Annotated in this window: 27 protein-coding genes; all 27 read right to left on the bottom strand. The window is 46.4% G+C overall.

What is annotated here, in order from left to right:
* Positions 1 to 28: 28 nt before the first annotated feature.
* The 27 genes from ADIAL_RS09675 to ADIAL_RS09545 all read right to left on the bottom strand — a co-directional run bounded on the left by ADIAL_RS09675 (position 29) and on the right by ADIAL_RS09545 (position 21,211).
* Positions 29 to 805: a flagellar hook-basal body protein gene (locus tag ADIAL_RS09675; protein ID WP_034303023.1), complete on the bottom strand. Its 777-nt coding sequence runs from the start codon at positions 803 to 805 to the stop codon at positions 29 to 31.
* Between the two features lie 15 nt (positions 806 to 820).
* Positions 821 to 1,597: a flagellar hook-basal body protein gene (locus ADIAL_RS09670; RefSeq protein ID WP_034303022.1), complete on the bottom strand. Its 777-nt coding sequence runs from the start codon at positions 1,595 to 1,597 to the stop codon at positions 821 to 823.
* Positions 1,590 to 2,306, bottom strand: a complete 717-nt coding sequence (locus ADIAL_RS09665) for a sigma-70 family RNA polymerase sigma factor (protein WP_051503849.1) — start codon at positions 2,304 to 2,306, stop codon at positions 1,590 to 1,592. Before ADIAL_RS09665 ends, ADIAL_RS09670 begins: the two co-directional genes overlap by 8 nt.
* Before the next feature lie 15 nt (positions 2,307 to 2,321).
* Entirely contained in the window at positions 2,322 to 4,403 is a 2,082-nt protein-coding gene (flhA, locus tag ADIAL_RS09660; RefSeq protein ID WP_034303021.1) for a flagellar biosynthesis protein FlhA, read from the bottom strand.
* 19 nt (positions 4,404 to 4,422) lie between these two features.
* The gene (gene flhB / locus ADIAL_RS09655) at positions 4,423 to 5,493 is read right to left on the bottom strand and encodes a flagellar biosynthesis protein FlhB (RefSeq protein ID WP_034303019.1); all 1,071 of its coding nucleotides are present in this window, start codon (positions 5,491 to 5,493) and stop codon (positions 4,423 to 4,425) included.
* Positions 5,494 to 5,587: 94 nt separating this feature from the next.
* The gene (fliR, locus tag ADIAL_RS09650) at positions 5,588 to 6,343 is read right to left on the bottom strand and encodes a flagellar biosynthetic protein FliR (RefSeq protein ID WP_034303017.1); all 756 of its coding nucleotides are present in this window, start codon (positions 6,341 to 6,343) and stop codon (positions 5,588 to 5,590) included.
* Between the two features lie 4 nt (positions 6,344 to 6,347).
* Positions 6,348 to 6,611 carry a flagellar biosynthesis protein FliQ gene (gene fliQ, locus ADIAL_RS09645; RefSeq protein WP_034303015.1) on the bottom strand — a complete coding sequence of 88 codons (264 nt, stop codon included), beginning with the start codon at positions 6,609 to 6,611 and terminating at the stop codon, positions 6,348 to 6,350.
* Positions 6,612 to 6,653: 42 nt separating this feature from the next.
* Positions 6,654 to 7,319 carry a flagellar type III secretion system pore protein FliP gene (gene fliP / locus ADIAL_RS09640; RefSeq protein WP_034303013.1) on the bottom strand — a complete coding sequence of 222 codons (666 nt, stop codon included), beginning with the start codon at positions 7,317 to 7,319 and terminating at the stop codon, positions 6,654 to 6,656.
* Positions 7,316 to 7,720: a FliO/MopB family protein gene (locus ADIAL_RS09635; RefSeq protein WP_034303011.1), complete on the bottom strand. Its 405-nt coding sequence runs from the start codon at positions 7,718 to 7,720 to the stop codon at positions 7,316 to 7,318. Before ADIAL_RS09635 ends, fliP begins: the two co-directional genes overlap by 4 nt.
* 61 nt (positions 7,721 to 7,781) lie before the next feature.
* Positions 7,782 to 8,282 carry a flagellar basal body-associated FliL family protein gene (locus ADIAL_RS09630; RefSeq protein ID WP_034303010.1) on the bottom strand — a complete coding sequence of 167 codons (501 nt, stop codon included), beginning with the start codon at positions 8,280 to 8,282 and terminating at the stop codon, positions 7,782 to 7,784.
* Positions 8,269 to 9,075 carry a flagellar motor protein MotB gene (locus ADIAL_RS09625; RefSeq protein WP_034303008.1) on the bottom strand — a complete coding sequence of 269 codons (807 nt, stop codon included), beginning with the start codon at positions 9,073 to 9,075 and terminating at the stop codon, positions 8,269 to 8,271. Before ADIAL_RS09625 ends, ADIAL_RS09630 begins: the two co-directional genes overlap by 14 nt.
* 75 nt (positions 9,076 to 9,150) lie before the next feature.
* Complete coding sequence (locus ADIAL_RS09620) at positions 9,151 to 9,957, bottom strand: motility protein A (RefSeq protein WP_034303006.1); 807 nt, start codon at positions 9,955 to 9,957, stop codon at positions 9,151 to 9,153.
* A gap of 3 nt (positions 9,958 to 9,960) precedes the next feature.
* The gene (locus ADIAL_RS09615) at positions 9,961 to 10,158 is read right to left on the bottom strand and encodes a flagellar FlbD family protein (protein WP_034303004.1); all 198 of its coding nucleotides are present in this window, start codon (positions 10,156 to 10,158) and stop codon (positions 9,961 to 9,963) included.
* A 72-nt stretch (positions 10,159 to 10,230) separates the two neighbouring features.
* Positions 10,231 to 11,133 (bottom strand): flagellar hook-basal body complex protein, encoded by a 903-nt coding sequence (locus tag ADIAL_RS09610; protein ID WP_034303002.1) that lies wholly within the window; start codon positions 11,131 to 11,133, stop codon positions 10,231 to 10,233.
* A gap of 80 nt (positions 11,134 to 11,213) precedes the next feature.
* On the bottom strand, positions 11,214 to 11,609 hold the full coding sequence (locus tag ADIAL_RS09605; RefSeq protein ID WP_231492161.1) for a TIGR02530 family flagellar biosynthesis protein: 396 nt from the start codon (positions 11,607 to 11,609) through the stop codon (positions 11,214 to 11,216).
* Between the two features lies 1 nt (position 11,610).
* Positions 11,611 to 12,036, bottom strand: coding sequence for an FLgD tudor-like domain-containing protein (locus ADIAL_RS09600; protein WP_051503848.1), 426 nt, complete (start codon positions 12,034 to 12,036; stop codon positions 11,611 to 11,613).
* A gap of 17 nt (positions 12,037 to 12,053) precedes the next feature.
* Positions 12,054 to 13,571, bottom strand: coding sequence for a flagellar hook-length control protein FliK (locus tag ADIAL_RS09595; RefSeq protein WP_034303000.1), 1,518 nt, complete (start codon positions 13,569 to 13,571; stop codon positions 12,054 to 12,056).
* 35 nt (positions 13,572 to 13,606) lie between these two features.
* Positions 13,607 to 14,044: a flagellar export protein FliJ gene (fliJ, locus tag ADIAL_RS09590; RefSeq protein ID WP_034302998.1), complete on the bottom strand. Its 438-nt coding sequence runs from the start codon at positions 14,042 to 14,044 to the stop codon at positions 13,607 to 13,609.
* 14 nt (positions 14,045 to 14,058) lie between these two features.
* Positions 14,059 to 15,384 (bottom strand): flagellar protein export ATPase FliI, encoded by a 1,326-nt coding sequence (gene fliI / locus ADIAL_RS09585; RefSeq protein WP_034302996.1) that lies wholly within the window; start codon positions 15,382 to 15,384, stop codon positions 14,059 to 14,061.
* On the bottom strand, positions 15,385 to 16,161 hold the full coding sequence (locus ADIAL_RS09580; RefSeq protein WP_034302993.1) for a FliH/SctL family protein: 777 nt from the start codon (positions 16,159 to 16,161) through the stop codon (positions 15,385 to 15,387).
* Positions 16,145 to 17,140, bottom strand: coding sequence for a flagellar motor switch protein FliG (gene fliG, locus ADIAL_RS09575; protein ID WP_034303444.1), 996 nt, complete (start codon positions 17,138 to 17,140; stop codon positions 16,145 to 16,147). The genes ADIAL_RS09580 and fliG overlap by 17 nt, the downstream gene beginning before the upstream one ends.
* 60 nt (positions 17,141 to 17,200) lie before the next feature.
* Complete coding sequence (fliF, locus tag ADIAL_RS09570; protein ID WP_034302991.1) at positions 17,201 to 18,796, bottom strand: flagellar basal-body MS-ring/collar protein FliF; 1,596 nt, start codon at positions 18,794 to 18,796, stop codon at positions 17,201 to 17,203.
* 33 nt (positions 18,797 to 18,829) lie between these two features.
* Entirely contained in the window at positions 18,830 to 19,144 is a 315-nt protein-coding gene (gene fliE, locus ADIAL_RS09565; RefSeq protein ID WP_034302989.1) for a flagellar hook-basal body complex protein FliE, read from the bottom strand.
* Positions 19,145 to 19,172: 28 nt separating this feature from the next.
* The gene (gene flgC / locus ADIAL_RS09560; RefSeq protein WP_034302987.1) at positions 19,173 to 19,613 is read right to left on the bottom strand and encodes a flagellar basal body rod protein FlgC; all 441 of its coding nucleotides are present in this window, start codon (positions 19,611 to 19,613) and stop codon (positions 19,173 to 19,175) included.
* An 18-nt stretch (positions 19,614 to 19,631) separates the two neighbouring features.
* A complete protein-coding gene (gene flgB, locus ADIAL_RS09555) occupies positions 19,632 to 20,012 on the bottom strand; it encodes a flagellar basal body rod protein FlgB (protein WP_034302985.1) in 381 nt (126 codons plus the stop codon).
* A 457-nt stretch (positions 20,013 to 20,469) separates the two neighbouring features.
* A complete protein-coding gene (fliS, locus tag ADIAL_RS09550) occupies positions 20,470 to 20,835 on the bottom strand; it encodes a flagellar export chaperone FliS (RefSeq protein WP_034302983.1) in 366 nt (121 codons plus the stop codon).
* 10 nt (positions 20,836 to 20,845) lie between these two features.
* Positions 20,846 to 21,211 carry a hypothetical protein gene (locus tag ADIAL_RS09545; protein ID WP_034302981.1) on the bottom strand — a complete coding sequence of 122 codons (366 nt, stop codon included), beginning with the start codon at positions 21,209 to 21,211 and terminating at the stop codon, positions 20,846 to 20,848.
* Position 21,212 lies beyond the last annotated feature (1 nt).

Below are 21,212 nucleotides of genomic sequence, written 5' to 3'. Positions count from 1 at the left end.
ATGACGGACCTGTTTAGCATGATAAAAATTAAGTAAACTGGTTGATTAAAGACTGGATTTCGTCTGTACTCTGCATTACTTTGGCATTCAGCGAGTAGGCTCTCTGAGACATGATCATCTCAGTCAGACTTTGGGCGAGATTCACATTGGACTCTTCCAGATAGTTATTCATGATCGAGCCGAATGCACCCGGCTGATCCACAGAAGAAATCAGCTGTGTTCCATCTGCGACACGGTACATGTTCCCCCCGACAGACTCCATAGCCTGAGCATTTGCCGGAAGAAACAGCGGTACTGATCCCACCACCGTTTCCTGACCATTGATTTGACTTAAAATATCTCCATTTTTGCTGATTTGAAGGGAGTTCAAGTCCCACTGATTACTGGGAACAAAGAGCTCCACTTCCAGATAGTCGCCCCGATCATTCACAATCTCCCCTGTTCCGTTCAAGTGAAAGGCGCCATCACGGGTCAGCAGCTGTAGGTTGTCTGCACCTTGCACAGCAAAAAACCCGCTCCCGCCGACGGCCATGTGCAGCGGATCGCCCGTTTGCGTTAGACTCCCTTGGGAGAAGTGGTTTTTTCCGGCACTCGTCCACACACCCCGGTTTAGTGATGAATTATCGGCTGTCCCAGAGAGGCGCACATCCTGTTCGGTCACGGCATTGTGTACCAGTTCGCGAAAACTCGTATCGCTTTTTTTGTAGCCGATTGTATTGGCATTGGCTATATTGTGTGCAAGCTGGTCCATCTTCTGTTGCTGGGAACGCATCGCACTTTTAGAAATACTATAGGGAATATTCACGTCTTATCTGCTCCTTTATGTGCGGCCGACTTCCTGAGTGGCCCGCTTAAGTGTTTCATCCATTGACTGCAGGACCCGCTGATTAGCCTCAAATTCTCTGGATATCTGAAGCATATCGGTCATGACATCGGCCATATCGACATTAGAGTTTTCCAGCTGTCCCTGGTGAATGGTAAACCCCACACCGACCGGCTCACCCGCCCCACCCGAAAACAGAGTGCCGCCCTCTGACGTTAGGGCTTCCGGCTCATCGAACCGGGTCAGGTACAGAAATTGCGGACCCTGATCGTTTGTGTAGACAAAGCCGTTAGCGTCGATCGTGAACGATGCTTCAAGATCAGATCCGACTGTAATGGGAGCTGTGCCGCCGTTTTCAAGGATGCCCAGAACCGTATACCCTTCCTGTGTGACCAGCTGACCGTCTGCATTAACTGAAAAGTTTCCATTTTTTGTATAGAATATCTCACCGGCTTCACTTTGAACAGTGAAGAAAGCATCACCGTTCACAGCGACATCCGTCCTGCTGTCTGTAGACTGCATTCCGCCGGCTGAGAAGTTGCGTACTGCTTCATCCAGCTGATTGCCGAATACAAGTGAACCGATTTCTCGTCTGCGGTCAGCATTCACACCTCGAGTATAATTATGTACGTCAACTGCTTCCGTCGTGCTGGTCACCAGTTGCTGTGCCTTGTAACCGGGGGTCTGCGTATTGGCTGCATTGGAAGCTAGGTTTCTCTGTTTTTGAGTCAGGACATTAAAGCTGCCTGACAGGGTGTCGATTCCTCTAATCATGTCCATAATCCTTTCTGATCGTTTCTCTAAGTTTAAGCAGGGCTTTACCATGGATCTGCGACACGCGGGGAGTGGATATGTCGAAGACATAGCCGACTTCCTTCATACTGAGTTCCTCATGGTAAATTAGTTGCAGGATTTGCTGTTCTCTTTCCGTCAGTGTCAAAACAGCTTTTTTCATAAAGTCAAACTGTTCTGCTTGAATCACTTTATCCTCTGCTTTGACAGCAGTCTGGTCCGTCATGACTTCCATCAGATTCGTTTCATTTGAAGAATGATCAAATAAAATATCGTCCAGTGATACATCGGAAAGCTGATGGATCGTTTCATATATATCTTTCAGATCCTTGTCCGATATCTCCATTCCCTTACAGATTTCCTGGTCCGTAGGTGTGCGCAGTAGACTTTGCTGAAGGTGAGTGACTGCGTCGTAATAATCATTGACTGCCTTGATCTTGTTTCGAGAAACTTTTGAGGTTTTTCGGATCTCATCAATGATGGCTCCCTTTATCCGCATGTAGGCATAGTTGATGAACGGGACATTAAGGGAATGATTGTACTTTTCAACTGCGCTCATCAGACCGATCACGCCAATGTTGACCAGATCTTCATGATCGTATTCCTTGTTGTTGATTTTCAGTCCATGCACGACCTTGTGTACCAGTGGTATGTACTGCATCACCTGTTCATTGCGAAGGCTCTCTTCCACTTTTTCCCCTCCTGACTAGTTGTTCATACTGATCATGCCGGCACTTTCGATTGGACATTCATTGGGAATTTCATTTAAAGACAAAACGCTCAGCTCCGGAAAGTTGAACGACAGCAAGTTACGCATGGCCGGTCTGATCTTAGGCGAAGTTAGTAAAATAAAAGGCATACCTTGTGCAGTCAGCATACTGCTCTGCTGGTTGATACTGTCGAAGAGCTGATTGACTTCCTGAGGCTGCAGCACCGGTATCGATCCCTGCGTGGATTTCTGAATGCTGGATGCTAGGCGGTCCTCGACGTCCGGATGAACCGTAATCACGTTCAATGTGCCCTGATTGTCCATATGCTCCTTGACGATAGTTCGCTTAAGGGCCTGACGGACATATTCTGTCAGCGTTTCATGGTCTTTCGTCGCATGACCGTAATCGGCCAGCGTTTCAAGAATTGTGACCAGATCCGTAATGGGCACAGCTTCTTTCAACAGTCGCTGTAGCACTTTTTGTACATCACCCAGCTGTAGGATATCTGGTATTAATTCGTCAATAACTACATTGTACTGTTCCTTGAGTCCCTCCAGCAGCTCCTTGACCTCCTGCCTGCCCAGCAGTTCATCGGCATTTTGCTTCATCACTTCTTTGACATGTGTGACCAGGACCGTCAGCGGATCGACCACTGTGTAATCGTGTAGCTCAGCTATTTCCTTGTTTTTATCTGTGACCCATAAGGCATCCAGACCAAAAGCCGGTTCCTTGGCGTCGATTCCGTCGATTTCCTCTTCAATTCCCCCTGGCTCTACGACCAGGAACTTGTCGGGATATAATGTTCCTGAAGCGACATCATTCCCTTTGATTTTAATTACATAATCATGCTGGTTCATCTGGAGGTTATCTCTGATGCGGATCGGATTAAGTAAAATACCCAGTTCATAGGACAACTGTTTTCTGATCGCTGCAATCTGATCTGTCATGCTCGAATCTTGATCTTCATTAGCTAGAGGAATCAGCCCGTAGCCGATCTCCACAGCGATGCGGTCAACCTGAAACTGAGAAGCTGACTCGTCAACCGGCTCTGCTTCCAATTGTGTAACAGCCTGTTGCTGCTGGGCCTTGGCTTCCTGAGCAGTCGCTTTCTGACTTTCTCCTACCAGATAGCCCGCGACGACCAGTGCGGTTGCTAGCAGAATGAAAGGGAAAAAGGGAAAGCCGGGCACTAGTGCAAATATCGACAGCAAGGTCGCAACGATATACATGACCTGTGGTGTATGGAATAGCTCTCCTCCGATTGTGTCTCCGAAGGCCTTCTCATTAGCGGTTCTCGTAACGAGCACTCCGGAGGCAACGGAAATCAGCAGTGAAGGAATCTGACTGACCAGACCATCCCCGATCGTCAGCTGGCCAAAATGCGCCATCGCTTCAGTGATGGTATAGCCGCCTTGAAGAGAGTGAATGATGATTCCGCCGATCAGATTGATCAAGGTAATGATGATTCCGGCAATTGCGTCTCCCTTAACAAATTTGCTGGCCCCGTCCATGGCGCCATAGAAGTTGGCTTCTTTTTCTAAGTTGGACCGTCTGGTTTTGGCCAGCTCTTCATTGATCAGACCACTGTTCAGATCAGCGTCAATCGCCATCTGTTTTCCGGGCATGGCATCCAGTGTGAAGCGGGCAGAAACTTCCGCCACTCGGCTGGCTCCATTGGTGACGACCAGAATCTGAACGATAACGATGATAATGAACAGAACGGCCCCAACTATGTAGTTGTCACCAGCAACAAAACTACCGAACGTATCGATAACTCGCCCGGCATCCCCTTGAGTCAAAATCAGCCGGGTTGAGCTGATATTCAGGCCTAAACGGATCATAGTTGTTACTAGCAACAGCGTAGGAAAGCTGAGGAAATCCAGTACCGAATGGGTGAACAGGGTCAGCACCAGTATAGTGATTCCCAGTGATATATTGACCACTAGTAGAAAGTCGAGAATAAAGGTCGGCATAGGGATAACAATAATCCCGATGATCGACACGACGACAAATGCAATCAGTATGTTCAATGTATTGGCCAGCGTCGCTCGACGCTGGGCGGTTGTCTGGTTGTTCATTTAGTCCACCCATTCTTTATCAAATCTTATGTTTACGCGCTTCTTCAGCTTGGAAGATTAGAGCCAGTATTTCCGCAATCGCCTGGTACAGTTCAGTGGGTACCGGGTCCATCGGCTCGACTTGCTTATACAGTGATCGAGCCAGTGGCTTGTTCTCAATGATTGGCACTTCCTGCTCGCCCGCCATTTCTCTCATTTTCAAAGCCATCAGATCCTGTCCTTTAACTAGAACAACCGGCACCTGATCCTTATTTTTGTCGTAGCGGATTGCGACAGCAAAGTGGGTCGGGTTTGTAATCAAAACGGTCGCCTCTGCCACATCCTGAATGTTTCCTGCCAGCATGTCCCGGTAGCGGGCTTTTCGCTGAGACTTGATCTGCGGATCGCCTTCCATTTCCTTGTATTCATCCTTGATTTCCTGCATCGACATCATAAGGTTCTTTTTGTGATCATAGCGCTGATACACATAATCAAGCACGCCCAAAACGGCAAGAAATACCGCCAGCTGGAAAGCAAGCTGACTGACTAGCTCGATCATCAGCGGAAAAATGGCGGGTACACCGACTTGGCCGGCATTTAAAATGACTAGCGCCGACTGGTAAAGCGTATAAACTGTAAAGCCCACAACAATGAACAGTTTCATCAGGTTCTTCGCCAGTCCAAACACTGCTTTCTTGCCGAAGATATTTTTGAAACCACTGACTGGATTGATCTTGTTTAAACTCGGTTTAAGCGGCTCTTTTGTAAACAGGAAGCCGACCTGCACCATATTGCCAATGACCCCGGTAAAAAAGGCAATAGCCAGAAAAGGCGCTGCCAGAATGAGAAACCAGATGATAGCCTCCATGCCGACTGCCGGCAGTTCATGCATGACGGTGTCCGGTTTGCTATCCATACGGAGTGACGACTGCATGAACACATAGGCCCGCTGCAGGACGTACATCGCCAAAAAGGTAAAGCTTAAGGCAAACAATCCGAATGATAAAGCCGAAGACAGATCCTGACTTTTTGGAACCTGCCCTTTTTTTCTCGCTTCACGGAGCTTCTTGGGGGTGGGTTTTTCTGTTTTACCGTCTTTATCTGCTGCCACAGTGCCTCACCCCTTCTAATCATTTGCCAATCTATTATTCATGCTTGTTTTCGGTGCCAGTCACTCGAACACTCTTTGCTTTACAACCTTAGTCTCACTGCAGTGAATAAAGCCATTCATTCATGTGCCGGATCATGTTCGGGAAGAGTTCACCGATGTTGTTCATCAATGTCGGCAGAAAGAAGAACATGAATATCAGACTCACCAAAGTCTTCATCGGCATCCCTAAAATCAGGACATTGATCTGAGGAACAGTCCTTGAAATCAAGGCCAGTGTCAGTTCAGACAGTAACGCCACGATGATCAGAGGGATCGCCAGTTGAATCGCTGTTCCAAATAAATTACCGAACAGGTGGATCATGCCTTCCATTCCTATATGACTGAAAGTCAACTGGTCTAAAGGCGCCCACAGGAAGGATTCAACCAGTGTCGTGATTACCTGATGATGGATATTGGCAATAAAGAAGATCATGATTGATATCCAGTAGTAAATCCGGCCATAGTAAGAAGCATTCACGCCCAGGGAAGGGTCATAGATGGAACCCATGGAAAAACCGACTTGAAAATCTACCAGTGAGCCTGCTATTTCTACTGCAGTAAAAAACAGCAGGGTAATGTAGCCCAAAGCCAGTCCGATAAAAACCTCTTTTATGCCAATAGTGACAAAGCTGCCAATGGCCAGTTCTTCCTGCAGGGGTTCAATGATCCCCATGATCGGCAGACTCAAACCCACTGACAGAGCCACCTTGCTGATGGTTGGAAAAGAGCTGTGGGAAAAAGCTGGAGTCACCGCTATAAAAACCGTCAGGCGAATCATGACTAGCAAAAACTGCTGCACTTCTGCTGTCATCCCGTCACAACCCGGCGATAATCGTAAACAGCTGGTCGGTAAAGGCCATCAATGTGTTTAGCATGAAATTTCCCAGTAAAACCAGTGTCAGTAAAATGGCGAACAACTTGGGAACAAAACTCAAGGTCTGTTCCTGGATCTGAGTGGTCGCCTGAAGGATACTGATGACCAGACCGATGACTAGAGCGACGATCAGCACCGGTCCACCTACTCTAATCAGAACGAGGAAAGCGTCCTGCAGTACATCTAAAACATTTTGTGCTGACATATGTATGTCCTTTCTTTCCTTAAGATTAAACGATTAAAGCAATCAGTAAAAACTGCCAATCAGCGATTCTACCACTAAATACCAGCCGTCGACCATGACAAACAGTAAAAGCTTAAAGGGCAGTGAAATCATAACCGGTGACAGCATGAACATTCCCATGGACATCAAAATGCTGGCCACGACGATATCAATCACCAGAAAAGGGATAAAAATCAGAAAGCCAATGGTAAAGGCCGTCCGCAGCTCACTGATGGCAAAGGCCGGGATCACTGTAAACAAAGACAAATCTTCCGGATCCTCCGGGAAGTCTTCTCCACTCAACTGAACAAACAGCTCCAAATCGCTCGACCGGGTCTGCTCCAGCATGAACCCTTTGATCGGATCTTCTGCCAAGTCAAAGACTTCTTCCCGGGACACCTCTCCAGCAAGCATGGGCTGCAGAGCCTGATCATTTACTTCCTGATAGACCGGTCGCATGACAAAGAGGGATAGAAACAAAGCCAGTCCGATCAGAACCTGGTTGGGGGGACTCTGCTGGGTTCCCAAAGCATTACGGGTGAACGACAAGACAATGATGGTACGGGTAAAACTTGACGTCAAAACGAGAAAGGAAGGAATCAGCGCTATTAAGAAAAGCAGCAGGTATAAATTGACAACTTCAGAGGAGTCATTCGTTGCTGCTAGAGCGTCTACTAAATTTTCCGTCATCTCCTGGACTTTCCTTTCTCCCGAAAGTCAGCGTACTGAGCTTTCATATTCTTGTACTGGCTGCCTGCAAGTCCGATTAGCTTTTCCGCCTTGCCTTCTGATTTAAATACCTTTGCAGCCGACTGTTTTTGTGCCAGTTTTTGCTGAATCGCTTCTTTTTCTTCTGGAGTGAAGGTTTTAAGCAGTTCATTTTGACTGTCCGACACGCTCATCAGCATATATTCCGTCCCAACTTGCACGATACAGATAGAGGAGGCTTTAGACATCTGAACCCGCTCAATGATTGTAATCACCTGTCCTGCCGGCTGCTGGAAATGATTCAATTTTTTTAATAGGAAATTAGCCAGAAAGACGATTAAAATAAGCGCGAGTATCATCTGTAGTAAATCGTTCAGGTCCATATTCCTCTCCTCTCTTGTCTCAGTATTTGGGATAATCTTTTATTGTCTTACAAATATGTGATTAGCGCTGAATCAGGATATTAGTTACAAAGACCTCTTCAATCAGGTCTTCTTCCAGAGACCGGTTGATTCGGTCTCTGATTTCGTCTTTGATGATGAACTCACCTTCAGCTTCTTCAAGGATTGTTTGGGTGCTATGACCGGATACGACATGGATAACTGCATCTCTGACTTTAGCAATGTCTTCAGCAATCACGTCCTTGGCCTGATCGTCAAAGCTCGTCACTGTGATTTCCATACGGACAATTGCATGCCCTCTGGATGAATCACCTTTGACATTGACCAGAAATTCTTCTAATGGAATAGCCGTTTCAGCGGCCTCCGCTTCTGCATTAAAACTGAAACGGTCCCATAGATTTGTATCCGCATCAGCATTTGAATCCGTGTCAAAAACAGTCACTCCTAAACCGATACCTAAAACAATCAGTACCCCACCCAATAAAATGAAGGTGAGTATCTTTCCTACCTTTTTCTTTTTCTCTCTGTCATTAGTCTGTGCCACTTGATACTTCCTCTCTTTCATCGTAAACGATAACGATATTTACCCGACGGTTTAAAGCCCGGTTTTCAACTGAATCATTCGGTACGATTGGTCGGTATTCCCCGTATCCCTTAGCGGAGAGGCGGTCCGGGTCGATCCCATGCTCTTCATATAAATATCTGAGTACGGTAACCGACCGGGCAACTGACAACTCCCAGTTGGTTTCAAACAAGGTTCCCACCGGCACATCATCTGTATAGCCCTCAATGATGATTTCATTGGGAAACAGATCAAACAAACCGGCAAGCTGATCCATCGTTTGCAAACCATTAGCCTTTAGATTGGCGCTCCCAGGATCAAACATGATGGCTTCCTGGATGTCGATATAAACGCCCTGCTGGTCCCGGGACAAGGTCACGTCTGCATTGAGCCCTTCATCCACCAGGTAAACGTTTACCGTATCGAAGAGCTCCAGAACCTGCTCCGGGATATACTGGGCATCCGTTTCCTCATCTTCTACGGCCAGATCATCTGGATCCAGGCCCTCAAACTCACTCAAGTCACCGTAGTCTTCAAATGACTGGTCTCCGAAGGAGTTGCCTCTATCGTCAAGGATCGAATCACTGCTGCTTCCAATTAGAGCCATCCTTAAGGATTCTGCTACTTCTCGGAAGCGTTCTTCGCTCACGATCGACATCGAAAACAAAAGGATAAAGAAAGTCAGCAGCAGCGACATGAGATCAGAATAGGTCGTCATCCAGGGAGGAGCTCCAGCCTGAACTTTCTTGCTTGTTTTTCTTCGCTTTCTAGCCATTTTTTTCTCCTAACTGTCAGAAAAGGAAAACAATGTGTTCCCCTCCTGTAAATATTGAACGGCTAATAAACTCTTTTAAAACTCTTCTGCAACAGCTACAGCATCCGTGTTTTTTTCCTTAGCTGCCTTCATATCTTTCTGTGAACAGAAACTCTTAAGCTTCTGCTCGATGATTCGCGGGTTGTCCCCTCTTTGCAAAGCCAGAACACCTTCAATAATCATCTCGTTGGTCTTCATTTCATTGGCTGTCTGCATCTCCAGGTTCTTGGCAATCGGCAGAAAGACCATATTGGCCATGAAACTGCCGTAAAAAGTCGTCAAGAGAGCTGTCGCCATGCCCGTTCCGATCAGGGAAGGATCCTGCAGATCTCCAAGCATTGCAATCAGACCAATCAGCGTCCCGATCATCCCGAAAGCCGGAGCGTACTCGCCCCATTTCAGGAAGACTTCCTGACCCACCGAGTGCCGGCTTTCAGTCTGTTCCAGTTCCACATTCAAAATATCTTCAATTGTATCGACATCGTTTCCGTCAACGACCATCTCAATCCCATGAATCAGCATGGTGTTCTCAAGATTATCAATTTCCGCTTCAATAGCCAAAATCCCTTCGGTCCGGCTTTTTTTAGCTAGAAAAGTAATCTTGTCGACCACAGCCATCCGGTCATCATCTGGGGCAAACATCAGCATTTTCAACAAGGCTGGAACTTTCTTTAGGGCCTGCATCGGAAAGCTAATGAGCAAGGCTGAAAAAGAACCGGCAAGTGTGATGATCAAAGCCGGGACATCAAAGTAGCGGACCAGTGAACCGTTGGTCGCCATGGCACTGATAATTAGTCCAATACCCATTAACAGGCCGATGATGGGCAATAAATTTCGTTTCATTTCTTATATCCCCCTCGTAGATTTATAGATCTTGGCCTTGTATGCCAATACTTTCTCCGCAATTTCGTCAGGGGTGTCCATCACTCTTACCGTCTTTTGATCGACCAGAGTGATGATCGTGTCGTAATCCCGTTCGATCTTTAAAATACAGTCATTGTTCAAATAAAACTCTTTTCCAGTTACGGTACGCAGTGGTATCATACATAGCCTCTTTCCAAATGATCATTCAGACAAGCGGACAGACCTTAAGATCTGCCCGTTGTCAGCGAGTCATTAACGTTTTAAGTTGATCAGTTCCTGCAGCATTTCATCGGAGGTAGTGATGCTGCGCGAGTTGGCCTGGTAGGCACGGCTGGCAACGATCATTTCTGTAAATTCTGTGGCCAGATCCACATTGGACATTTCCATAAAGCCTGAGCGGATTGTTCCAAAACCGTCGTCTGAAGGGCCGCCATAAGTCGGCTGACCTGAGTTGGCAGAGGAATTATACATATTATCCCCTACTTTTTCCAGACCATCCGGGTTGGCGAAGTTGGACAGGGCGATACGACCCAAAACGTAAGCCTCACCGTTACTGTAAGTACCTAAAATTGTCCCCGTATTATCAATACTATAATCCTGAATGGTTAAGACTCCTCCTCCGGCAGGGTTAGGAATCGTCTCCGGTATGGATAAAGGACCCACGGCCTGCCCGGTTAAGTTAGCGGCATTAAACCCGTTCACGTTGGCCGGTGTTCCCGCACTATAACCCATGACACGAAATCCATTAGAAGTTGTCAGGTTTCCGTTAGTGTCAGTATAAAATCCCCCATCTCGTGTATACTGCATAGGCTCTCCTGCATTTCCTGATTCACTTACGACAAAGAAAGAATTGTCTCCATTCTGGATACCAAAGTCCAGGTTACGTCCGGTAAACTGCAGGGATCCCCCGCCCATCATGACATCAGTAGTCGCAACTTGTGTTCCCAGACCCACTTGCTGGGCGTTGATCCCTCCACGGCCGTTATTGTTGGCGCCTTGGGCGTTGGCATTCATCTGTGAGATCATATCTTGAAAACGGACACGCTGAGACTTGTAGCCCGTCGTATTGACGTTTGAAATGTTGTTGGCGATAACGTCCATTTTGGTCTGCTGACCTTTCATTCCTGTAATACCTGAATAAAGTGAATTTAACATGTGTTTTCCTCCTATTGGTAAACGTCTCTGAATCTGTCGGTCATCAGAGAAAAGCCTCTTTTCAGTCCAGCTTATGCGTTTTATCTTTTCTGATTGATGTGTATGACACTGTCGATATTGGTGACTTCATTCATTTCATCTGACTTTAAAGCGGTGATCACTGTCCTGTTTTTGATACTGGCAATAAGTGCCAAGTCATCATAGAGAATCAGGGACTGTTTGGAGCCTTTGGACTCGAGAGTCTCTACTGCTTCTTCTAGCCGGTTTAGATCCTGTTGATTCAGCTGAAAGCCATGCTGATCCAGCCGTTTCTGTGCATGGCTGGAAAAAGTGACTGCTGGATGTTTCTGAGTCTTATCTAGCATCGCTTCTTCTATGAAAGACTGAAAAGCCGAATTGATTGTTCTGTCGGACACTTTTCTGGATACAGATACATCAGGTACTGCTGATTGACTCCCTCTGATTGGTTGAAGCACGTTACTCACTCACCTCGATTACGTCGTTCATCTGATACGTCCGTCCGTTGACCTGCAAAGTAGCATATCCGTTGTCAAAGCGGACCTTATCAACCGTTCCACTGACTAGCTGATCACCTGAATCAGCGATTTTGACGGATTTACCGACAAAGGATAACGCCTGCTGCTGCTGATTCATTAGCAAGCTGGTCTGCATGGTTTCATTCAGATCGTTGACCGCGTTCAGCATACCGAACTGGACCATCTGGCCAATATAATCAGTTTCTGATCCCCCTCCACTGCCTTGGCCGTCAAAGGATGGCATGCTCATGGCATTAGAAATGATGTACAGAAACTGCTCCATATCCAGATCGGAATTGTTGCGCATCTCCTGTTCAGGCTGGATTGCTCTGAGTGATCCGATCATCATATTGTTTGGAATATTCATTTTAGTCTCCTTGTCTCTCAAGCATACAAATTCAGACCGTTCAAACCGCTGTGTTTATAGGCTCGAACCTTGGTTTGCTTCTGCTTAACATTACCGGTATACTTTCTGTTTTTTTTGTCTGTTTTCTGACGCTCCCGGTCAGACTGTTCAGAACCCTGTGAAAATGAAAACTGATCACTGAATGCCGATTCAGCTGAGGTTGATTCAGCGTAGACAAAATCGAAATGATTCAGGTTTAGGCCTTTTGACTCCAGAGGCAGTTTTAGTTCTTGCCAATTGTTCTCCAGCCAGTTTCTGGCTTCTTCAGAATCGAATATCAGCCGACCACTCAAGCCTTCCTCATCCAGCTTCATCTCGACCGTAACCTGGCCAAGCGTTTTTGGTGTTAAAGTCAGTCTGGACGTAAATTCATTTTTGCCAGGATGAGCTGTCACTGTTTCGAAGACAAGTTCTTCCAGCATTTTCACATTCTGCTCACTATAGTCTGACAGACTGGCTTCCCTATGCGGACCTGTGAGAACAGAACGTGAAACACCTGTACTCGCTGATGGTGTCTGTTCTCCCATTTGAAAGATAATCTTCTCAGCATCTTCTTCCGTTTTGGATGTTGCTAGCTCATTAAACGTTTGTCCTGCTTTTAAGACGTCTTGCACGTCCGCTGCTAAATCAGCCCTCATTTCATAATCAGTTGGGAGAGTGCCCGGCTTTACCTCTTCAGCAAGAAATACATAATCGCTGTTTTCCTGAATTTTTGCAGCTGGACTTGACAAATCTTCAGCAGCTGGCCCCAGGGGATCACTCGAACGTATCGCTTTGACTTTTTGAACGATTTCCTGAACTGCTCCATCCGTTGAGCTAATAGATCCTGAAATGTTTGCATCTGACATAGCTCGCAGGTCATGACTGAAGTCTAAATTCAAAGCGTTCATACCTGATGAAGCTGTATACTCTAACTCCTCACCCGCTAAAACACTCGCAACCGCGTCTAATTGACTTGAACGCGTATGGATCTGGTGGTTGTGTTCTTCACCGATACTTTCTGCTGGTAAAACTGTTTGCGCTGACTGATGTGTTTGGACATATTCCGGCCCTGCTTCTTTCATCTCGCCTGTTTCCAGTAGCTCATCGCTCAGGACGGTCACAGACTTTACTTTTTGGCCATAACCCTGAAGTGACTTCAATACCTCTTCCAGCTCGCCAGTCGTCGCTTCTCCAAATGTTTGTTCTTTATGTAAATCAGTTGTTATTGAAGAATAGGTCGCTTCACTGAAAATTGAACATGTCAGGAAAGGATCGACTAGGGTAAAAGACTCTTCTTTCTCTTCTGAATCGATCTTTTCGTCTTCACCGACTTCTCTTTCCTCTTTACTTTGGGACAAGTTAGAGTAGGAATCAGCCGATGCTTTATTGTTTTTGCCTTCTAGTATTCTCTGAAGGCTTAACGTTTGTTCAAACAAATCCTGATCTTCTGTAGATAAAGAGTCAGATACTTTAGGCGTGTGCCCTGACACATGATTAAATGCGCTGATCTCCACTTTCTCACCTCCTTTCAATAAGGTCACATAGGACGTTATAAAACAGATGGACGCCCAAAACTCAAGGTTGAAATCTCATCCAGTTGGGACTGCTCTTTTTTCTTTACCAGTTCCTTGTACTTGAACTGTTCCTTTTCTTCGAGCTTCTGCATGACTTTCTTGTCCTGATGAGCAAGCTGCAAAGCGCTTTGTGCCGCTTCCAGTTCCTTTTGGGCTTTTTGCATACTGAGTTTCTGCTTGATGATCCTGTCATCCAGCATATCTTTATAAAGGCTGTGGCGTTTGAGATGGTCGATCCCCTGATTAAACAAGTTCTCGTTCTTGATCCGCCTGCTCTCAGACAGGATCCGTTCTAGCTTGTTCTGTTCCAAAGCCAGCTGGCTTTCTTTTTCTTTGACAAAGCGCTGAGCGGCTTCTTCCTGATCGGAGCGCCAGTCGAGTACTTTTTCCATTGAGAAACGGTAAGGATTCATGCACTAACCTCCTGTTATCTGAGCGTCTGATTGCTTAATACGGTCTTCATGGCCTCGACCGTGTCCTCAAAGGTAAAGGCCTGACTGGTTTTCTGCTTTAGAAAGGACTTGATCGGCTGATTCAGACGTATCGCTTGGTCTACCATCGGATTGGACCCTTGCTTATAGGCCCCCACGTCAATTAGATCCTTCGACTCACGGTACGTAGCCAGGTTCTCTCTCATTTTTCCAGCCACTTCGACATGCTCTTCCGTCACCAGTTCTTTCATTAAACGACTCAAGCTGTTCTGCACATCGATAGCCGGATAGTGGTTTTCGGAGGCCATCTGCCTGGACAAAATGATGTGTCCGTCCAAAATACCGCGGACAGAATCGGCAATCGGTTCATTCATATCGTCCCCTTCCACCAGAACAGTATAAAAGGCCGTGATGGAGCCGGTCAGGGCATTTCCACTACGTTCGAGAAGCTTGGGCAAAACGGTAAAGACTGAAGGCGTATACCCTTTAGTAGTTGGCGGTTCTCCGGTAGCTAGTCCGATTTCACGCTGGGCCATAGCCACCCGGGTAACCGAGTCCATCATCAGCACAACGTTTTTCCCCTGATCCCTGAAGTACTCAGCGATTGCCGTCGCGACATAAGCCCCTTTCAGACGCACCAGCGGCGGCTGGTCCGAAGTCGCTGCCACGACAACAGACTTTTTGTAGCCTTCCGGTCCCAAGTCGTTATCAATAAACTCTAGGACTTCCCGTCCACGCTCACCAATTAGACCAATAACAATGACATCGGCATCACTATAGCGGGCCATCATCCCTAAAAGGGTTGACTTTCCAACCCCGGACCCGGCAAAGATGCCCATGCGCTGGCCGACGCCGACTGTCAGTAGACCATCGACCGCCTTGACACCTGTCTGCATGATTTCTTCGATCCTGGGTCTCTCAAACGGGTTGGGTGATGCCCGGTGGACAGCATAAGTCGCTGTGTCTTTTAGCTGCTCCGTGCTCAAGGGACGGCCCAGACCGTCAAACGTCCTTCCGAGCATGGCGTCACTGACTTCGATTTTTAACGCTTTGCCTGTCGGGCGTACAAGACAGCCTGGTCCAATTCCGTCCAGATCATCCAGAGGCATGAGCAGAACGGTTTCGTCTACAAAGCCCACCACCTCACTCAAAACTGTTTTTTCTTTGGAACGGATCTCGATTTCACATACTTCACCGACAAAGGCATCCAGCCCATCGACTTTGATGATCAGGCCGATGACCTGGCTGACTTTTCCATGTTTCAGTCGGGTATGTTTTTTATTGAGTGTTTCATGGTAGAGTTCAAAAGGTATATCGATCATCTACATCTCACGTTCTCTTTCTTTCATTTCCTCGACCATTGCTTCCAACTGCTTCTTGACCTGCAAATCGACCAACTTATGGGCACTTTCTACGATGCATCCTAGGGGATCGATTTCATCATCGCCAAACACTACAAAACGGACACCAGGATAGTTCTTTTCTAGGTCCGGTATACTGTCCCGTATCGTCTTTCGTTTAGAAGGATGGACACTTATACTGACATAATCCTCCTTGCGGTCCAGCTGATGCAGGATGGGATGAACCAATTCCAAAATACCGTCCGGTGTCAAGTCCAGCTGTTCCTGCACTATTTTTTCTGCCATGTGGACCGACAGTGACAGCAGACTTTCTTTCTTAGCCGCAATATACTGCTCAATATCCAGCTGAGCGGCTCTGATCATCTGTCTGGCCTGATTTAAAAGTTCTTGGCTGGCTATCTGTCCTTCTTTAAATCCTTGACTCTGGCCTTCGCTGAAACCCCGTTCAAAACCGGCGTTCTGCCCTTTTTCATAGGCCTCTTCATAGGCTTTTTGCTTCAGTTCGTCAATCTCCTGCTGGGCTTCTTCCATCAGTTTTTCTTTTTCTGTCTGAGCCCGTTCAATCAGCTGACTGCTTTTCTGCTTAGCTTCTTTCAGCTTTTGAGTGGCTTCATCGAAGGTCACATCCTGTTCAAGCTCTTCTTCCGGCAAGTAATCATATGCGGTATCAATGACCCAGTCAGTGACTTCTCCCGAAGACGCTTTGACAGATTTGATGATTCTACTCGATGATAGCATCCTGATCACCTCTCATAATGTAGATCTCTCCCAGTTCATCCAACCGGCGAATAACGGTAACCACGCTCTGTTGGGCTTCTTCAACCGCAGACAGACGAGCTGGTCCGAGGAACTGCATGTCTTCCTTAAGTGTCTCGACCGCACGGGTAGAGAGGTTTTCGTAGATATAATCACGCAGCTCGTCGGAGACGCCTTTGAGTGCCAAGACCAGATCGTCCTGCTTGACTTCTCTGAGCACTTTTTGAACATCTCCTTTTTGAAGCGACACAATATCCTCAAAGGTGAAGAGACTGGCTTTGATTTCCTCAGCCAATTCCGGCTGACGAACTTCCAGTTCGCCGACAATAGTTTTTTCGGTTGTCCGGCCGACCTGATTAAGTATATCAACCAGGGCATTCACGCCACCGACATGTTCGGTATCGTTTTCTATATATGTAGCAAACTTGCTTTCGATCACTTTCTCAATGCGTTCAATCACCACTGGGGAAGTACTGGTAATTGTTCCGATTCGCTCGGCAATCTCAGACTGTTTCTCCGAAGGGAAATTGACCAGGATCTGAGCCGCCTTGTCCGGCTGCATATAGCAGAGCACCAAAGCAACAGTTTGCGGCTGTTCGCCTAGCAGCAGATTGGTCAGCTGAGCCGGGTCTGCCTTGCGGGCAATATTGAAGGGACGCTCCCGCAATTGGATCTGGTTCAGCATGTCAATCACTTCTTTGGCACGTTGGGTACCTAAGGCCTTATTCAGCAAATTCTTGGCATAATCGATCCCCCCATCAAGAATATATTCTCTGGCTTGGGACATTTCCATATACTCGTTGACGATTGCTTCTCTTTCCTTTTGACTCACGTGATCAATATTGGCGATCTCGTAACTGACTTTTTGGATATATTTGTCAGGCAGCTGCTTCATGATTTGAGCTGAAGTCTCAGGCCCCAGCGAAATCATGAATATGGCAGCTTTACGGATGCCGTCCATCGGCTTGGATGCTGTTTTAGCCGCTGTTTCCGTCACATCTGCTCATCCTCTCACTCACATTTACTTGTCTTTTAACCAGACTTTCATCAGCTCAGCGGCCAGTTCAGGATTCTCCTTAGCCTGCTGACGGACAAGGTCTTCTTTTTCACTCATCACTTTATTTTTCTGCTGAAGTGCTTCATTTTCCTTGTCTATTTCTTCTATTGGAGTCGTTTCTGGTACGACCGTTTCAGTTTCGGTATCCATGTTGATTTCTTCTTCTACATCCTCCTGGCCACGTTTGAGCAGGGTCAAGATAGCAATAGCGAATACTAGCAATACCAGTCCCAAAGCCATATACAGCCAGCTGGATCTCAGGAATGAAAGCAAGCTGGAAAGCAGACCCTCTCCGCCTCCAAGCGCAACATCATCACTCTCAGCAAAAGGCAGAATCTCTACCGAAACATCACCGGCCAGTGTAATCCCAGCCTGATCATCCAAACCTAAAGCCCGGCTGACAATCCCGTTAATTTGGTTGGCTGCAGGGACAACGCCTGAATTCTGGTTCACAACAACTGAGGCATTCACTGCCTCAACCACACCCGGAGCTCTGACATAGCGCTCAGTGACTTGGTCCAGTTCGTAGTTGACTGTGCGGTCCATGGATGCAGACAGTTCGGAGTCTTCGTCTTCAGCGAGTGGCATTTCCCCACCCTCAATCAGACTGTTTACCATATTTCTGGCGCCGTCAAAACTCTCAGTCTGACTCCTGATCAAACCTTCACGGTTCTCGTCTCCTTCTTCCGTCATTGGCGCTGAATATTCCACCGATTCACCTTCGACTCTGTCAAAATTCATCGAGGCATTCACGACGACTCTAAGATTGTTGTAGCCATAGACAGGGGCCAGTAAAGATAAGATACGTTCTTCCAAATCCTGCTCGTAGCTCCGCTTTATGTTTTGATGGTTGGTTGAAAAGTCAGAAGAGCTGAAGGCATCTCCACCGGCTTGCATAAAGCCGCTGAGCAGATTGCCGCTCGTATCAACAATCTGAACATTCTCCATCGGTAAGTTCTCAACAGCACCGGTCACCAGCGAGGCGATCCCCTGAATGTTTTGCTGGGAAACGGTTCCTCTTGTCTGAATAACAATTGAAGCGGATGCTTCACTCCGGTAGGCCGGATTCTGAAAAATACTGTCATCCGGCAGAGACAGCATCACTTTAGCTGTATCCACTTGCTGGAGCGAGGAAATCGACCGTTCCAGTTCACCGGTTAGTGCTCTCTGATACATGATTTGACGGTCATCATCCGTTGTCATCATGTTGGTATTGTCAAATATTTCAAAACCTGTAGACCGCTCCGGCATTAGTCCGTTGACGGCCAGATCGATTCGGTAATTGTCGACATCTCGTTCATCGACCAAGATCGTTGTCCCGTTATCTTCCAGGCGGTAATTCATGTTCTGGGCTTTCAGATCTTCAACGATCGCTCCGGCATCGGCTTCTTCCAGGTTGGAAAACAAGACGGTATACTGACTGCGCTGAGTAAAGTAGCCGAGCGTTCCTAGTAAAACCAAAGCCGCTGTCACTAAAATAACCAGCCGCTTGCGCTTGCTTTCATCAAGCTGAAGCCAGCCATCCTTGATCGATGTGCCGATTTCTTTTACTTTATTCATTTATGACTCTCCCTCTACTCTGTTCGTCTGTACTTAAAACTGCATATTTTTGATTTCATTATATGCTTCGAGTGCACGGTTTCTCATCTGCACTGCGATTTCCAGAGAGAGCTGGGCTTCCGTTGTTTTGATCATGACTGAATGCAGGTCATCAGCTGATCCATCGATCAGGGACTGCACAGCCTGGGCTGATTCACTCTGCTTTGTTTCCAGAGAGGCCAGAGAATCTTTAAGCAAGGCGGTAAAGGCATCACCCTTACCTTCTGTATTATGTAAAGTCTGTCGCTGGACTGTCTGATTTATGGGATTCATCATCTGAGTGCTCAGCGGATTTATGGGATTATTCAACTGCTTGGCTCCTGTTCTCTATTAGGTTTTATCCTTGCCGCCCGATCTCCAACGCACGCTTCAGCATATCTTTGCTGCTGTTAATGGCTGTAACATTGGCATCATAGGTTCGGATTGCGGTCATCATATCGACCATTTCATCAGCCATGTCGACATTTGGATATACGACATAACCGTCTTCATCAGCATCGGGATGATTGGGTTCAAACACGATGCGCACATTTCCCGGATCGGCTTCCAGACCGGTGATGCGGACGCCGGCACTTCTAGCTGCTCGTTCACCATTTAAACCCCCACTCATCCGTTTCAGGGCTTCTTCAAACTCAACCGTTTGCTTTATATAGGGCCCTTCGCCGTCTGCTGTTCGGGTTGTATTGACATTGGCAATATTAGTGGAGACCGTATCCAACTTGAAGCGTTCAAGGGTCAGTCCGCTAGCATTGATCTGCATAGAATTAAATATGGACATGCTCATCTCTCCTTATCTTTACCGCAAGACCGAACGGATCGTTCCGTACTGGTTGCTTAACTGGGTAGTTAGGGCCTGGTAGTAGATGGCATTGGCAGACAGTTCCGCCATCTCGGTGTCAATCGCGACATTATTGCCATTTTCATTGATTCGGTTGCCTTTTTGCATCCGGATTTCTGGCCTCACTGAAGTCAAGTCATCACTACCAAAGTGCCTTTCATGCGTCCCTCTCATACCCGATCCGTCCATCGTGCGTTTTAGCACGTCTTCAAATTCAACCCGCTTGGCTTTGTAACCAGGGGTATTGACATTAGCTATATTTGACGAAATCATTTCTTGGCGCATGGACGAGGCATCCAGTGCATTTTTAATCAAATGTGCCTGTGAACCAATAAACATCCTCTCACCACACCTTTCTTTTTGAATAATTATTCTACCTGTTTAACGACAAGATTAATTTTATATAAGTACTAACATACTCGCAATACCCTTTTTTGCAAAGATTACGTAAAGATTAAAGACTTTAATTCGATATTTATAATTTTTGATGTATTTATAACACAATCGTAACTCTGTATAAAAGATGTTCGTCTATTGTATCGCTATCAAAACAATGTTTTATAGGCATTCTGATAGAATTGTATTGTGATGTATAATGTTAATTTAGAACTAATTTTTTTGTCACAAAATTTTAACTAAATGCATAAATAATCTGTGACATTTTTGTGAACACGCCTTCAAATCGTACGATTTTATGCCTCTAAATGAACCTCCTCTACATATATATTATCCTTAACTACAAAATATAACGAATTTTAATAATCTAATATTTATTCCCTAAATAAAAAAGCCAGCATCAAATGCTGGCCCATGCTTCCAATAATTCCGACATCAGGTGACGTATCTCTGACATCTTTGACTGGTCTTTATTTAAATTGGCCTGAATGAGTTGCGTCAGTATGTACGAGTACAGCGCCTGCAGTTCATTGGCGATCTGGTTCTCCCCATTCTGGTCATTCAGTGACACCATCAGTTCGGTCACAATATCCTGTGCTTTGATCATGTTAGTATTTACCTTATTGAAGTCTTCTTTTTCAACAGCCAGTTCAGCCAATCGGATAAACTTGATTGCTCCTTCATAAAGCAGGACTACGAGCTGTTTGGGTGAAGCTGTTTCAATTTGATTCTTTTTATATACTTTAGCAGCAGATGAATAACTCATTTTATCTCTCCTATACCTGACGGTCGACAAACAGCGACTCTTCTTTATCCATATAGTGACTGACCACTTTCTCCCGACGGTTCACTTGTTTCATCTGGTCATTCAACTGTTCTTTTTCTTCGCAGATAACTTTGATCAGCTGTTCCTGGACCCCAATAACCTGTTCCATCAGCGGACGGTGTCTTTTCGTGAACTGGGCCAGTTCTTCTTCGGACAAAGACTTGTCCAGTTTAATGATCTCTTCAATCGTTTGCTGATTTTCTTTGAGTACAGCATGAGCTGAATCAGCTGTCTGGTCCCAAAGGACTAAACGGTCCAGCATCGTTTCAAGAAAGTCCTTTTTCTGTTGGAACAATGTTGGTATTTCGGTTGCCATT

Origin of the sequence: Alkalibacterium sp. AK22 (genome assembly GCF_000585255.1) — a bacterium.
GTDB lineage: Bacteria > Bacillota > Bacilli > Lactobacillales > Carnobacteriaceae_A > Alkalibacterium.
This window is presented reverse-complemented; position numbering and strand designations above follow the sequence as displayed.